This window comes from Devosia sp. (assembly GCF_965229025.1).
GTDB lineage: Bacteria > Pseudomonadota > Alphaproteobacteria > Rhizobiales > Devosiaceae > Devosia_A.
The window spans coordinates 2,002,560-2,015,737 of record NZ_OZ245853.1 but is presented as its reverse complement, the minus strand read 5'-3'; the positions used below and the strand labels follow the sequence as shown (position 1 = coordinate 2,015,737).

Sequence of the window (13,178 nt, the reverse complement as noted above, 5' to 3'; positions counted from 1 at the left end):
ATTGACAGGGAAGGGCGGCGCAGCCTTTGTGGCTGAACCGCCCCTTGTCTTGCGCGGCTCCGGATCCAGCCATGTCTTCGCCTATCGCCGCCGTCGAAGATCGCCGAAATCTCGGCATTGGCATCCTGCTGTTTGCCCAGCTGTTCTTCGCGACCCTCGACACCTCGGCCAAGTACCTCTCGACCTTCGGCATTCCGCTCGGCGAGATCGTTTTTGTGCGCTACGCCGTGCACGTGGTGCTGGCGCTGGTGCTCTTCCTGCCAGTGCAACGCAATCTCTTCGTCACCCGCAACTGGAAGCTTGAGCTGCTACGCGGGCTCTGCCTCCTCGGAGTGACCGCCGCCAATTTCCTCGCGCAGCGCTTCCTGCCGCTCACTGTCACCGGCGCGCTGATGTTCACCATGCCGTTGATGGTTACGGCGCTCTCCGGCCCGCTCTTGGGTGAAAAAGTCGGCTGGCGCCGTTGGCTCGCGGTTGGCGCCGGCTTCATCGGCATCCTCATCATCGTCCGTCCCGGCACCGAGGCGTTCCATCCCGCCTCGCTGATCTGCCTTGCCGGAGCGCTATCGGCTGCCTTCTACGGCATCATCACGCGCAAACTTGCCGGGGTGGATTCTGCTGCGACCCAGCAGGTTTATTCAGGGATCATCGCGCTCGCCTGCGTCACCCCGTTTGCCTTTACCAGCTGGGTCTGGCCATCGTCAGGTGGCACCTGGTTTGCCTTCATCGCCATCGGCATCACGGGCATGATCGCGCATCAGCTCAACACCATTGCGCACCGCTTCGCGCCTCCCTCGGCGCTGGCGCCGTTCAGCTATTCCGAGTTGATCCTCCTAGCCATCGCAAGTTGGCTGATCTTCCAGAACCCGCCCGATATCTGGTTCTACCTCGGCACGCCCTTCATCATCGGCTCGGGGCTCTACATCTGGCTGCGTGAGCGCAAGCTGCGGCGCGAGACCAGCGTGACGCCCGTGGAGGATTGAGCGTGGCCAGCGCCCTCAAGCCCGTCGAAGATCGCCGCCTCTTCGGTATCGGCCTGATGCTCGCGGCCTTCTTTTGCTACACGGTGATCGACAGCCTCGCCAAGATCCTGAGCGCGTCGGGCCTTCCCACCATGGAGGTGGTGTTCGTCCGCTATGCTGGCCAGTTCATCATGGTGCTGGCGCTGTTCGTTCCACGCGAAGGCCTGAGGTCGCTGACCCGCACGCGCAACTGGCGCATCGAAGTGGTGCGCGGTCTCGCGCTCCTGGGGTCCACGGTCTTCAATTTTATCGCCATCACCTTCCTGCCGCTCACAGTCACCTCGGCCATCTCGTTCACGATGCCGCTGATCCTCTGCGCCCTGTCCATTCCGCTGCTCGGCGAAACCGTAGGCTGGCGCCGCTGGGCCGCCATCGCGATTGGTTTCATCGGCGTGCTCATCATCGTCCGGCCGGGCACCGGGGCGTTTCATCCGGCGGTGATCCTGTCGCTGTTCACCGCCCTCTTCAGCGCGCTCTACAACCTCGCAACCCGCAAGCTCGCCGGCGTCGATACCACCACCACCCAGCAGTTCTATGCCTCTGGCGTTGCAACGCTCTGCATCGCGCCGTTCTCGTTCGGCGGCTGGGTCTGGCCTCATGAGCCAATGATCTGGCTGGCCTTCGTCGGAATCGGCGCGGCGGCGCTGGTCGGCCACCTGTTCGTCACCACCGCCCACCGCTACGCCCCGGCCTCGGTGCTCGCCCCGTTCGGCTATCTGCAGATCATCTTCATGACCGGCGCCAGCTGGCTGATCTTCAATCAGCCGCCGACCATCTGGCTGTTCCTCGGCGCCCCCATCGTCATGGGCTCCGGCCTCTATATCCTGCTGCGCGAGCGGCAACTATCAAAGTCGGTGGTAACCGAAACGGCGGTTCAGGACTAGAAGCCGAGGAAGATCATATCGAGCGCGGCGCGGATATCGTCGTGACGATGATCAAGGCTGCCTATCTGCGGCCCTAGGTCCTTCACCCTGACAGCTGCAAGGTACTGCGGGTTCATGGTGTAGATCGCCCCATCGATCTGTACCGTCGGATTGAGCCGCTTGTGTGCGACTGGTGCCGTATCGACCGGCAGCAGCGGGGCTACCAGACGGGTCGGAAATCCATCCAGTAGGTCAGTCTGGACATCGACGACCAAGGCACCTGCCACGCGATACACATCGTATCGCGCCACTAGAACATCCGGAACTTTTCAAGTGGCAGGCCGTACTTCTCGACATAGTCGATGTTGCTCTGGATCACGTCTGCGTTCTCTTTTGCCCAGACGCGGGCCCTTTCGGCGGCAACAGCACGTGCAATGCCATCCTCGGCAGCGCGGGAAAGATTGATCTTCATGCCCCGCGCCTCAACGAGGAGGTCAGCATCCAGAGAAAGATTGGCGGCCCGTCGGCTGGCTGCAGACATCAGAACACTCCATGCGCATTAACATGCGCATGTTTGCCTCTGGAACGTCAGATTGCAAGCGCTAAAGGCTTGTCGTCACAAAATCATAGAGCAGCTTGATGTTCAGGCCCGCGATGATGATCGCTACGGCATAGGCCAGCAGTCCCAGCCAGGCCGGCGCCACCAGTGCGCCCATCTTCTTCTTGTCGGTGGTGAACATCACCAGCGGGAACACCGCAAAGCTGAGCTGCAGGCTGAGCACCACCTGCGTCAGGATCAGCAACTGTCCCGTGCCGGACTCGCCGAACCAGATGGTGACCGCAGCCGCCGGAACGATGGCGATGGCGCGGGTGATCAGGCGCCGCATCCATGGCGGCAACCGGATCTGCAGGAACCCTTCCATGACGATCTGCCCGGCGAGCGTCGCCGTCACCGTGGAGTTCAGCCCGCAGGCGAGCAACGCTACCCCGAACAGCACCGGCGCAACCGAAAAGCCCAGCAGAGGGGCAAGCAGGCTGTGCGCCTGGCCAATCTCGGCCACCCCGCTATGCCCGCTGTTGTGGAACGTCGCAGCCGCGAGGATCAGGATCGAGGCGTTGATCAGGAGTGCGAACATCAGCGCGACGGTGGAATCAATCGTCGCAAAGGTGAGCGCCTCGCGCTTGTCCTTGATCGTGTCGCCATAGGCCCGGGTCTGCACGATGCCGGAGTGGAGGTAGAGATTGTGCGGCATCACGGTCGCACCGAGAATACCGAGGGCGAGGTAGAGCATTTCGGGGTTGGTGACGATCTGCGTGGTTGGCGCAAAACCGCGGATGACCTCGCCCCAGTTCGGGTCGGCCAGCGCAATCTGAATGCCGAAACTCACCGCAATCACACCCAGCAAGGTGATGACAAATGCTTCGACCCACCGGAATCCCATCTTCTGCAAATAGAGGATCAGGAACACGTCGAGCGCCGTGATGATAACGCCGATCTCCAACGGGATGCCGAAGATCAGATTGAGCCCGATCGCTGTGCCCACCACCTCGGCAATGTCCGTGGCGATGATGGCGATTTCGGCAAAAAGCCAAAGGATCCAAGCAACTGGCCGCGGAAAAGCGTCGCGGCAGGCCTGCGCCAAATCGCGACCGGAACCGATGGCGAGCCGCGCGCTCAGCGATTGTAGGATGATCGCCATGATATTGGAGATCAGCGCGACAACCAGAAGCGTGTAGCCGAACTTGCTGCCCGCCGCGATCGAAGTGGCCCAATTGCCGGGGTCCATGTACCCCACCGCCACCAGATAGCCCGGCCCGACAAACGCAAGGGCCCGGCGCCAGAAGCTGCCCGTCTTGCGCACTGCAACACTGCCATGAACATCGGAGAGCGAGGCATCGCCCCGGCCCTGGCGCCAGCCGGCGAACAGGTCATTGGCTTTGGCATCCATCGGGCGGCAATCCTGTCTGACTTTTCTCCGCACAGACCGGCATGCCGGTCGCGCGAATTGTTGAGAATGGTTCTTAATAGCAAGTAAGTTGCCGCCCTTGTCAACTCTTCTCAGGGAGATTGCTTTCGCGTCGGCTTTCGCTCACGATCCGAACAATTACCCAGTTGGTGAGCCTTCGATGCCCTCGTTCCGCCTGATCGACGCTAAGCTTCCAGAATTCGGCGTCCCGGCAGTACGCCCCGAACTTGACAGAGCGGTTTACAGAAAACGCTTTGCGGCACTGGGCAAGGCGCGGCGCGCAGCGGGCCTTGATGCGCTGGTCATCTACGCTGACCGCGAGCACGCGGCGAACCTGAGCTACATCACCGGGTTCGACCCGCGCTTTGAAGAAGCACTGCTGGTCATCGCACCCGACGCGACGCCGACCTTGCTGGCCGGACCCGAAAATCTCGGCCGGGCCGCCGCCGCACAGATCGAGGTCGAGGCGCGGCTCTACCCGCCCTTCGGCTTAATGGGGCAGGACCGCACCAAGACGCCCGCTCTGGAAGAGGTGCTGCGCAACGCCGGTCTGCGGCCTCAGCACCGCATCGGTGTGCTCGGGTGGAAATATTTCGGACCATTCGAGGCCGCAAAACCGGAAGCCTGGCTCGAGACGCCATCCTACATTGCCGACATTCTGCGTCGCATCGCCGGCCCTGATGGCCGCGTGGTCAACGCCAATGCCCTGTTGATGCACCCGGTAACGGGCCTCCGCGCGGTCAATGAGGTGGTGCAGATAGCCCAGTTCGAGTTCGGCGCCGTGGCGTGCTCAGAGGCGCTCAAATCGCTGATTGCCAATATCAGGCCGGGGATGAGCGAGTTCGAGGCGGCCCGCACTATGCAACTGGGCGTGCTTCCGCACTCGTGCCACACCATGCTCTCGTCCGGCGACCGCCTCGTCGGCCTCGACAGCCCCTCCAGCAAGCTACTGGAGCAGGGCGACCCGGTGACTTCGGCGGTGGGCTACTGGGGTGGACTGTCCAGCCGCATGGGATGGCTGGCCGAAGACGCCAACCAATTGCCAGAATCCGCACGCGACTATGTCGAACGCCTCGCTGGTCCCTATTTCGCCTGCGCAGCCGAGTGGTACGAGACGATCGGAATCGGGGTGACGGGCGGAGAACTGGATGCGTTGGCACGACGCCATCTTGGCACTCCGTTCTTCAATCTGGTGCTCAATCCCGGCCACCTCCTCCACATCGATGAGTGGATGAATACCCAGGTCTATCCGGGTTCAACCGAGCCCTTCCTCTCCGGGCAGATGGTACAGTGCGACATCATCCCCGCAGCTGGCCCGCCTTATTTCGGCGCCAACATCGAAGACGGAATCGCCCTGCTCGATGAAGCGGGCAGGGACCAGGTTCGCGCAGAATTCCCCGGTGTCTGGCAGCGGGTCGAGGCCCGAAGGGACTTCATGTCGGACGTTCTGGGCATCAAGCTCAAACCCGAAGTGCTTCCCCTCTCCAACCTCGCCGGGGCAATGCCGCCCTTCTGGCTGACGCCAAACCGGATCCTTGCCCGAGCGTGACGCTTTTACGCCTTGCTCTTGCCAACTTTGCGCCAGCCGATTATTTCATTTCGGATCGACATTTGGCTGACGTAAGGCCGTATGCCACCGCTTCCGGTCAGGCGCACGTTCAAGGGACTCCAAAGATCGACTGACCGGGCAGGGTGATCGTGATCATTTTGTCCCAGACCCAACCTGTGAAGAGGATCACCCTGATGCAAAAGGGCACCGTGAAGTTCTACAACGACCAAAAGGGCTACGGCTTCATCCAGCCGGACAATGGCAGCAAAGACGTGTTCGTCCACGCCACGGCTCTGCAGCGCGCCGGCCTGACCAACCTCGCTGAAGGCCAGAAGGTCTCGTTCGAGACCGGCGAAGACCGCCGCACCGGCAAGATCGCTGTCACCGAGATCTCGGCAGACTGATCTGTCGCTCATAGACATATTGGAAGCCGGGCGTGTCGCAGCGTCCGGCTTTTTTAGTTGGCAGTCGGCGCTATTGACTTCGTTTCGGTTGGCAGCAGGATGAGGGGCAGCTCATGATCGAAATCGTCACCGCGACACGTTCCGATGCGGCAACGTTCAGATCGGACGCAATGCTTGGGAAATCCCGCCAGCGCCTGCGATACAACCCCACTATTGCATGGCGCGTAGCAGTCTCCAATTCTGCAGGCCTGCCAAGGGTATACAATGCTGCTATCAGCGATAGCAACGAGCACGACATCGTCGTTTTCATCCACGACGACGTCTGGATTGACGATTATTTCTTCGGCCAGCGCATTGTCGAAGGATTGAAGAGCTTCGACGTTATCGGAGTCGCCGGCAACCGCCGCCGCGCGCCAAACCAGCGGTGCTGGTTCTCAACGTCGCCGAACGACTACTCGTTCGATACAGGCAACCTCAGCGGCATACTTGCGCAAGTAGTTGAGGAAACGCCCCAGGTCACCACATTCGGAGCTGTTCCGGCCCCGTGCGAACTTCTGGATGGTGTCTTTCTGGCGGCTCGCAAGTCGAAGCTGCTCGAAGCGGGCGTCGGCTTCGATGAGCGCTTCGACTTCCACTTTTATGACATGGACTTCTGCCGCAGCGCTCGTGCGGCGGGCCTCCGTCTGGGAACCTGGCCGATCGCTATCTCTCATCACAGCGCCTCGGTGTTCGGCGGCCCCGCCTGGGAGCAGCAAAAGGCACTGTACTTCGGCAAGTGGGGCGACTGAGCCGCTCCCTACTCCGCCATGGCGTGCGCCTGTTCAGCCGGGCTCGGCTTGGCCTGATGCCGCGGCGGACGGCGCAGTACGAAAACGATCGGGATCGAGACGAGCGAAACCAGCATCATCAGCCAGAAGTCATCGAGGAACGAAATCATCGCCGATTGCTGGGTGATGAGCCCGTTGAGCGTATTGATGACTGTGCTGTTGAACCCGCCATGGCTGGTAGCAAAATCACGGATCGGGCCGGCATCGAGCGTTACACGTTCCGCCAGTTCGGCGTGATTGACGACCTGCATGTTGGCCAGCACGCTGGTCACGATCGAGATACCCACGCCTGAGCCGACATTTCGCACTAGGCTGAACATGCTCGTCGCGTCGACCCGATACTTCGGGTTGATGGTTGCGAAAGCCAGTGTCGAGAGCGGCACGAACACCAGCCCCAGCCCCATGCCCTGCAAGGCGCCGCTGATCATGATCGGTCCGGTGCCCATCACGATATCGAACTGCGTCATCATGTAGAGCGACCAGGCAGTCAGCAGAATGCCCACCAGCACCAGCATGCGCGGGTCATACTTCGACACTAGCCGCCCGACGATGATCATGGACAGCATGGTGCCGACGCCCCGTGGTGCCATGACAACACCGGTTTCGATCACCGGGAAGCCCATCAGGTTCTGCAGCATCGGGGGCAGGAGGGCGAGGCCCGAGAACATCGTGATGCCGATCACGAAGATGAAGACGAGGCCGGAGGCGAAGTTGCGATCCTTGAACATCCCAAGGTCGATGAACGGATCTTGTGCCGTTGCACAGTGGATGATGAACGCCCAGGAGCCGGAAATCGCCAGCCCAAGGTAAATCCAGATTTCTGCAGACTTGAACCAGTCTGCTTGTTGGCCGCGATCGAGCAGTAGCTGCAGGCACGCCACGGCGAGCGCCAGCATGCCGAACCCAAAGAAGTCGAAGCGGCGGAGCTTGATCACGCTCTTTGGCATCAAAAAAAACAGGATGAAGAACGCCAATGCGCCCACCGGCAGATTGACCAGGAACACCGCGCGCCAGTTGAACGTCTCGGTCAGCCAGCCGCCCAGCGTCGGTCCGATGATCGGGCCGATCATGATCCCGGCGCCGAACACTGCCATTGCCTGGCCGAGCCGCTCACGCGGGTTGATATCCATGATGGTCGCCTGCGCCAGCGGCACCAGAACCGCCCCGCAAATGCCTTGTACGACGCGAAACAGCACCATCTGTTCAAGGCTCGAGGCAACACCGCAAAGCAGAGATGCCACTGTGAAGCCGATCACCGCACCCAGCAGGAGGTTCTTCCGCCCGAATCGGTCCGCAAACCAGCCGGTCAGCGGCGTCGCGATGGCGGACGCCACGATGTAGGAGGTGAGGACCCAGTTGATCTCGTCCTGCGACGCACCAAGACTCGCCCGCATGTGGGGCAGGGCGACGTTGGCGATAGTGGTGTCCAGCACCTGCATCACCACCGCAACCATGATACCTGCGGTCAGCAGGCCACGGTTCTTGACGATGACGTTGGGCTGCGAGAACGCTTGAACCGGGGCCTTTGCCATATCAGTGCGCCTGCGCAACTTCCGCTTTGGTGTCGACACTGACCACAGCACTCATTCCGGCGCGCAGCGGCTCGGAGTTCGCATCGTCGACGACGACCCGCACGGGAATGCGCTGCACCACCTTCACCCAGTTGCCGGTGGCGTTCTGGGCCGGGATCAGCGCGAATTCTGCGCCTGTCGCTGCCCCGATCGAGTCAACATGGCCCTTGAACTTTATACCCGGGAAGGCGTCGACGGTGATTTCAGCCGGCATCCCGGCGGCAAGACCACCCAGCTGGGTTTCCTTGAAATTGCCTTCCACCCAGATGTTGCCCGTCTCCACCAGGGTTGCGATCGTCGAGCCGGTAGCGATGAACTGTCCGACGTTGAGACTGCCCACCTGGCTCACGATGCCATCGGAAGGCGCGATCACGGTCGTCTTGGCAAGGTTGCGGGCTGCGTTCTGCTGGGCAGCAAGTGCCGCCAGCACTGCAGGATGATCGTCGGTCTTGATCTCGGGGTTCCCGCCGAGTGCTGCGGTTGCGCTGGCAACGTCCTGCTGCTCAAGCGCCACCGAACTCTGCGCCGCTTGCAGCGCCAACCGGACATCATCGAGGCTCGCCTCAGCGGCAAGCCCCTGGGTCTGGAGGCTCGACTTCCGATCCCATTCCTTCTGGCGGATATCCAGCGTCTGCTGTGCGGCCGTGAGCTTGGCGCTTGCCGTCGAAAGTGCCACGCGCAGCTGCTCCACGTTGACGCGTGCGGCGGCAAGCGCGGCGTCGGCCTGGCTGAGCGCGATTCGATAGGGCTCCGGGTCGATGCCGAACAGCACGTCACCGGCCTTGACCATCTGGTTATCCGTGACAGCAACGGAGACGATGCGGCCAGACACGTCAGCCGAGATCGAAACCTTGGGCTGCTGAACATAGGCGTTGTCGGTATCGATATACCGTCCGCCGGTAAGCCAGAAATAGCCGCCGACCGCTGCCAGCAGTACCGGGACCGAAACCATCAGCAGAAGCCGACGGCGGCCACCGGGCTTCTTGGCTGCGGGCGCGGGCCCCGCTGCCGCAGTAATGGGTGTCGACACCGGCTCGGCTTCACCGGGGGCAGGCGTCTTGGCGCGGGCGTTCATGGCTGCAATTCCTTCAAATCGGCTGCTGGGCCGGAAAGGTTTTCACGAATTTTGCTAAGGGCGGTCTCGACAACCTGCCGTTCCGCCGGCGTTACGCCCTCAAGGGCCGTTTCGTACATGGCAAGTCCAACGGATTTCGCCGTGGAATAGTGCTCTCTGCCGGCCTCTGTGAGCCGGGCAAACTTGGCGCGGCTGTCACTTGGATCGACAGTGCGCTCAATCATGCCGCGTTTTTCGAGCCGGTCGAGAATGCCGCTCATGGTCATCGGGTCGGTGTCGGTGAGGGCAGCAAGTGCTGCCTGCGATATCCCGTCGCTCTTTGCAATCTGCGCCAGCGCCCGCCACTGCGGCAGCGTGATGCCGTGCACCCGGGCTTCATCCTCAAACCGACGCTTCATCAGCCGCGCAACCTCATGGATGAGGTAGGCAAGCGAGACCTGCGGACGGGTTGATGGGGAATGATTCATAAGCGCACTTATAATAAGTGCACTTAGCAAGTCAACAGCGCCCTCGTGCGTAGTGCTAACCAATGATGAACCTGTGCCATCCGTATTGCGCCCGCCGGACTGGCAATTCTCCTCCCCTTGGCTTATCTCGGCATCCATGAGCCTCGACCTCGCAACAGCCCGCCGCTTTTCCGTGGCACCGATGATGGACTGGACGGACCGGCACTGCCGGTTCTTCCACCGTGCCTTGACGTCGCGCGCCCTGCTGTTCACCGAAATGGTGACAAGCGCTGCCATCATCCATGGCCCGCGCGAGCGCCTGCTTGGGTTCGACGCCGTCGAACAGCCGGTCGCCGTACAACTGGGCGGCTCCGATCCGAAAGAACTGGCAGAGGCTACCCGCGTCGCCGCTGCGTTCGGCTACGCAGAAATCAACCTCAACGTCGGCTGCCCGTCCGACCGTGTGCAGTCAGGCCGCTTTGGCGCCTGCCTGATGGCTGAGCCCGAACTGGTCGCCGAATGCGTTCGTGCCATCCGCGGCGTCACCGATGTGCCGGTCACTGTCAAATGCCGCATCGGCATCGATGATCAGGACACCGAGGAGAGCCTTGATCGCTTCGCCGATGCAATGGTGGAGGCGGGTGTTGCGGCGCTTTACGTGCATGCCCGCAAGGCCTGGCTCAAGGGCCTCAGCCCCAAGGAAAACCGCACCATTCCCCCGCTGGACTATCCCCGCGTCTACCGCCTGGCCCAGCGTCTCGCGCCCCTGCCGCTGCTCATCAACGGCGGCATCGAAACCCTCGAAGCTGTGCAGGCGCACCTCGTGAACGTATCGGGCGTCATGCTTGGCCGCGCCGCCTATCACGATCCAGTGCTGCTGAGCCGTGTCGATACGGAGATCTTCGGCGCACCGGGCGCTCCGTTCGACCTGAAGTCCGTGCTGGCCACTATGGCGGACTATGCCGAAACCCAACTTACTACAGGGGTCCGGCTTAACAACATCACTCGCCACATGCTGGGCCTCGCCAACGGCCGTCGTGGCGCACGCACCTTCCGCCAGGTTCTGAGTGTAGATGCCTGCAAGCGCGGCGCCGGTCCGGAAGTCCTTTGGCAGGCCTACAACGCGCTCGAACAGCACGAAAGTGCCGCGGCCTGATCGTGCCTTAGCCCTTGTTGGCCCAGAAGTCGGCCTGCAACTGCGACGCTTCTTCAGCGAGCAGAGGCCCGACCACTTCAGTGGGGCGCTGGCCAGCTTCGAATACTACGTGGCAAGGCAGGTCGAGCGTCGGGTTCTCGTCATGGTCCCCCGTCTGCGCCTTGAGGTCGCGTTCGGTCTGCCCGAACACGACGCGTCCGATCCCGGCCCAGTAGATTGCGCCCGAGCACATCGCGCAGGGTTCCGCCGAGGTATAGAGCGTGCACTGCGCCAGTTCAGCAAGGCTCAGGTTCTTGGCGGCCCATGACGAAAGCAGCTTCTCGGCGTGCGCAGTGCGGTCGCCGCCCTCAGACGTATAGCCATTCCCCTGTTCCATGATGACAAAGCCATTCTTGTCAGCCAGCACCGAGCCGAACGGATGGTCGCCGCGCTCGCGGGAGCGCCTCGCCACCGCGAACGAGCGGCGCAGCAGTTCTTCATCATAGGGGCGCAAGGTGACGTCAGGCATAGAGGTCTCCGGGTTTCGGGGGCACATAAGCACAAACCCCCAAGCACCGCCAAGACTCACAGGCAAGACTTGTAAATTAGTCCGTCAGTTCCAGCGACCGGCCGGCGACGGCATAGCCGCTGAGCGTTTTGAGAAACGTCATTCCCAGGAGGCTGGTCTCGAGCGCACCCTTGTCGGTGACAAAGGCCTGGATATTGCGCCGCACGATGCCGCCAACTTCGATCTTGTCGAGCACCACCTTGGCGGCACGGCCGGTGCCGTTGGCGGTCGAAACCGCTACGTTGTACACGAGCGTCTTGGTGTCGATGCCGGCCCGCCGCGCATCCACGTCGCTCAGCACCACTGCGCTTGCCCCGGTGTCAAACACGGTGTGGATCAGCGACCCGTTAATGTTGGCATTGATGGAAAAGTGGCCGTCCGCCCCGCTCCGAAACGTCACGGCCCCAGTCTTGGCATCAACCTCGGCAGCGCCCGGCACCACCTCACCGAAAACGCGGGTTGCCACCCCAGCCAACTCCTCGCGATAGCTGTACCCGACCAGTGACAGTGCGAAAATCCCGACCCATAGCACCACTCCGCCGACGAGCTCGCTGGCCCGGTAGCGGCGCGCGAACATGCCGCCCGCGATGACAATCAGGATGATCCCCAGCGGCAACGCATGCATCACCTGATCCTGCGTCACTCCGATCGCGGTCCCCGCGTCGCTGATCAGCAGCACCACGAGGCCAATGGCAACGGCGATAGCAATACCGATAAAAAACATCTGAGCTCGCGAGTAGATACCAGTGAGATAGTGGGTGACTATGGCTGAAATTCAAGCGCCGTCGTCACCGTGCCGCGCCTCTCGGTTCAGGCGAATATAAGAAGAATTGTCAGGACGGCGATCTCGATCAGTGCGTGTAGCGCGCCAATCAGGTCCCCCGTCTGTCCGCCGATCAGCTTGCGACAAACGATCGACCAGCCAAGGGCCACGCCGGCTGATGCGGCCAGCGCCAGCACTACCCCGAAAATGCTGGTGAACGGCGCCGCGAGAACGAATGTGATCAACGCGGCAAACACTGCGCCGATCCCGAACGACCGTCTCGTCAGCCGTCCGACGCTCGCCGAAGCACCGCCAGTCCGGGCCGCCGGCAGCTCAAGCGTCAACCATAGCGAGCCAGACCGCGCGACTACGGTTGCCGCAAGCCAGACTCCACCCGCCGCCAGCGGGTTTATCGCGGCCAATGCGCCAAGCGCAGTAACCCGCAGGATGATGTACAGCGTCAGCGCTGCGACCCCATAGGTCCCATGGCGGCTGTCCTTCATGATTTCCAGCCGCCGTTCGACCGTCGTGCCGCCAAACAGCCCGTCCGCCGCGTCGGCGATCGCGTCGTCGGCCATGGCGCCGGTTGCGACTAGCATCGCTGCGACGCCCAGTGCCGCTGCAAAATAGCTGGGAATGCCGAGCCAACTGGCGGCCATCACCAGCAGTGCGGGCAGGAACCCGATCACCACGCTCGCGAAGGGCAGGGCGAGCGCGATGCGGTTGAGTTCGGGCGCCTCATGGTCGCGGTCACCCGTGGGCAGCCGAGAAAAAAACCGCAGGGCCATCACCAGGTCGTCGCTCAACTTCCAAAGATGCGCCGCTTCGGGCTCTGGCCCCGCCGGTGGTAAGCCGTTGTCCTGTCGGGGTCTCGGTGGGGGCTGCAGGTCCGTCACGGGTGGCTCGCTCGCGGGTCTGGTGTGAAATCGCTTGTCCGATACATCGGGGTGCTTTGCAATCCACGCTGGCACTGGACTCTGCCCCCGGG

General features: G+C 62.2%; 15 protein-coding genes. 6 read left to right on the top strand and 9 right to left on the bottom strand.

Features of this window, described 5'->3' with window-relative positions; translation table 11 throughout:
* Positions 1 to 71: 71 nt before the first annotated feature.
* Entirely contained in the window at positions 72 to 983 is a 912-nt protein-coding gene (locus tag ACO06J_RS09980; RefSeq protein ID WP_421760557.1) for a DMT family transporter, read from the top strand.
* A 2-nt stretch (positions 984 to 985) separates the two neighbouring features.
* Positions 986 to 1,906, top strand: coding sequence for a DMT family transporter (locus ACO06J_RS09975; RefSeq protein ID WP_421760556.1), 921 nt, complete (start codon positions 986 to 988; stop codon positions 1,904 to 1,906).
* Here ACO06J_RS09975 and ACO06J_RS09970 read toward each other — a convergent pair.
* From ACO06J_RS09970 to ACO06J_RS09960, 3 genes are all read right to left on the bottom strand, one after another.
* Complete coding sequence (locus ACO06J_RS09970; RefSeq protein WP_421760555.1) at positions 1,903 to 2,196, bottom strand: CcdB family protein; 294 nt, start codon at positions 2,194 to 2,196, stop codon at positions 1,903 to 1,905. The genes ACO06J_RS09975 and ACO06J_RS09970 overlap by 4 nt on opposite strands.
* Positions 2,196 to 2,426 (bottom strand): type II toxin-antitoxin system CcdA family antitoxin, encoded by a 231-nt coding sequence (locus tag ACO06J_RS09965; RefSeq protein WP_421760554.1) that lies wholly within the window; start codon positions 2,424 to 2,426, stop codon positions 2,196 to 2,198. Before ACO06J_RS09965 ends, ACO06J_RS09970 begins: the two co-directional genes overlap by 1 nt.
* A 61-nt stretch (positions 2,427 to 2,487) precedes the next feature.
* Positions 2,488 to 3,834, bottom strand: a complete 1,347-nt coding sequence (locus ACO06J_RS09960) for an Nramp family divalent metal transporter (RefSeq protein WP_421760553.1) — start codon at positions 3,832 to 3,834, stop codon at positions 2,488 to 2,490.
* 178 nt (positions 3,835 to 4,012) lie between these two features.
* Here ACO06J_RS09960 and ACO06J_RS09955 point away from each other — a divergent pair, with 178 nt between their 5' ends.
* The 3 genes from ACO06J_RS09955 to ACO06J_RS09945 all read left to right on the top strand — a co-directional run bounded on the left by ACO06J_RS09955 (position 4,013) and on the right by ACO06J_RS09945 (position 6,593).
* A complete protein-coding gene (locus ACO06J_RS09955) occupies positions 4,013 to 5,401 on the top strand; it encodes a M24 family metallopeptidase (protein ID WP_421760552.1) in 1,389 nt (462 codons plus the stop codon).
* A 194-nt stretch (positions 5,402 to 5,595) separates the two neighbouring features.
* A complete protein-coding gene (locus tag ACO06J_RS09950; RefSeq protein ID WP_421760551.1) occupies positions 5,596 to 5,805 on the top strand; it encodes a cold-shock protein in 210 nt (69 codons plus the stop codon).
* A 113-nt stretch (positions 5,806 to 5,918) separates the two neighbouring features.
* Positions 5,919 to 6,593 (top strand): glycosyltransferase, encoded by a 675-nt coding sequence (locus ACO06J_RS09945; protein ID WP_421760550.1) that lies wholly within the window; start codon positions 5,919 to 5,921, stop codon positions 6,591 to 6,593.
* An 8-nt stretch (positions 6,594 to 6,601) separates the two neighbouring features.
* On the opposite strand, the gene ACO06J_RS09940 is transcribed toward ACO06J_RS09945, so the two are convergent.
* Genes ACO06J_RS09940 through ACO06J_RS09930 form a run of 3 tightly spaced genes read right to left on the bottom strand, consistent with a single transcriptional unit; the run spans position 6,602 to position 9,883 of the window.
* Entirely contained in the window at positions 6,602 to 8,164 is a 1,563-nt protein-coding gene (locus ACO06J_RS09940) for a DHA2 family efflux MFS transporter permease subunit (protein WP_421760549.1), read from the bottom strand.
* Between the two features lies 1 nt (position 8,165).
* Positions 8,166 to 9,278 carry an HlyD family secretion protein gene (locus tag ACO06J_RS09935; protein ID WP_421760548.1) on the bottom strand — a complete coding sequence of 371 codons (1,113 nt, stop codon included), beginning with the start codon at positions 9,276 to 9,278 and terminating at the stop codon, positions 8,166 to 8,168.
* Entirely contained in the window at positions 9,275 to 9,883 is a 609-nt protein-coding gene (locus tag ACO06J_RS09930) for a MarR family winged helix-turn-helix transcriptional regulator (RefSeq protein WP_421760547.1), read from the bottom strand. Before ACO06J_RS09930 ends, ACO06J_RS09935 begins: the two co-directional genes overlap by 4 nt.
* Here ACO06J_RS09930 and dusA point away from each other — a divergent pair.
* Positions 9,882 to 10,880: a tRNA dihydrouridine(20/20a) synthase DusA gene (dusA, locus tag ACO06J_RS09925; protein WP_421760546.1), complete on the top strand. Its 999-nt coding sequence runs from the start codon at positions 9,882 to 9,884 to the stop codon at positions 10,878 to 10,880. The genes ACO06J_RS09930 and dusA overlap by 2 nt on opposite strands.
* Before the next feature lie 7 nt (positions 10,881 to 10,887).
* Here the strand turns inward: dusA and ACO06J_RS09920 are convergent, their stop codons facing one another.
* From ACO06J_RS09920 to ACO06J_RS09910, 3 genes are all read right to left on the bottom strand, one after another.
* Entirely contained in the window at positions 10,888 to 11,388 is a 501-nt protein-coding gene (locus ACO06J_RS09920) for a nucleoside deaminase (RefSeq protein ID WP_421760545.1), read from the bottom strand.
* A gap of 76 nt (positions 11,389 to 11,464) precedes the next feature.
* The gene (locus ACO06J_RS09915; protein ID WP_421760544.1) at positions 11,465 to 12,151 is read right to left on the bottom strand and encodes a retropepsin-like aspartic protease family protein; all 687 of its coding nucleotides are present in this window, start codon (positions 12,149 to 12,151) and stop codon (positions 11,465 to 11,467) included.
* 86 nt (positions 12,152 to 12,237) lie between these two features.
* Positions 12,238 to 12,978 carry an adenosylcobinamide-GDP ribazoletransferase gene (locus ACO06J_RS09910; protein WP_421760543.1) on the bottom strand — a complete coding sequence of 247 codons (741 nt, stop codon included), beginning with the start codon at positions 12,976 to 12,978 and terminating at the stop codon, positions 12,238 to 12,240.
* Positions 12,979 to 13,178: the final 200 nt, after the last annotated feature.

What these genes read in the sequence shown, in the direction of transcription:
- ACO06J_RS09915 (WP_421760544.1), bottom strand. Translation starts at nt 12,151, where the DNA reads ATGTTTTTTATCGGTATTGCTATCGCCGTTGCCATTGGCCTCGTGGTG.
- ACO06J_RS09960 (WP_421760553.1), bottom strand. Translation starts at nt 3,834, where the DNA reads ATGGATGCCAAAGCCAATGACCTGTTCGCCGGCTGGCGCCAGGGCCGG.
- ACO06J_RS09940 (WP_421760549.1), bottom strand. Translation starts at nt 8,164, where the DNA reads ATGGCAAAGGCCCCGGTTCAAGCGTTCTCGCAGCCCAACGTCATCGTC.
- ACO06J_RS09920 (WP_421760545.1), bottom strand. Translation starts at nt 11,388, where the DNA reads ATGCCTGACGTCACCTTGCGCCCCTATGATGAAGAACTGCTGCGCCGC.
- ACO06J_RS09965 (WP_421760554.1), bottom strand. Translation starts at nt 2,426, where the DNA reads ATGTCTGCAGCCAGCCGACGGGCCGCCAATCTTTCTCTGGATGCTGAC.
- ACO06J_RS09945 (WP_421760550.1), top strand. Translation starts at nt 5,919, where the DNA reads ATGATCGAAATCGTCACCGCGACACGTTCCGATGCGGCAACGTTCAGA.
- dusA (WP_421760546.1), top strand. Translation starts at nt 9,882, where the DNA reads ATGAGCCTCGACCTCGCAACAGCCCGCCGCTTTTCCGTGGCACCGATG.
- ACO06J_RS09955 (WP_421760552.1), top strand. Translation starts at nt 4,013, where the DNA reads ATGCCCTCGTTCCGCCTGATCGACGCTAAGCTTCCAGAATTCGGCGTC.
- ACO06J_RS09935 (WP_421760548.1), bottom strand. Translation starts at nt 9,278, where the DNA reads ATGAACGCCCGCGCCAAGACGCCTGCCCCCGGTGAAGCCGAGCCGGTG.
- ACO06J_RS09980 (WP_421760557.1), top strand. Translation starts at nt 72, where the DNA reads ATGTCTTCGCCTATCGCCGCCGTCGAAGATCGCCGAAATCTCGGCATT.
- ACO06J_RS09930 (WP_421760547.1), bottom strand. Translation starts at nt 9,883, where the DNA reads ATGGATGCCGAGATAAGCCAAGGGGAGGAGAATTGCCAGTCCGGCGGG.
- ACO06J_RS09950 (WP_421760551.1), top strand. Translation starts at nt 5,596, where the DNA reads ATGCAAAAGGGCACCGTGAAGTTCTACAACGACCAAAAGGGCTACGGC.
- ACO06J_RS09910 (WP_421760543.1), bottom strand. Translation starts at nt 12,978, where the DNA reads ATGGCCCTGCGGTTTTTTTCTCGGCTGCCCACGGGTGACCGCGACCAT.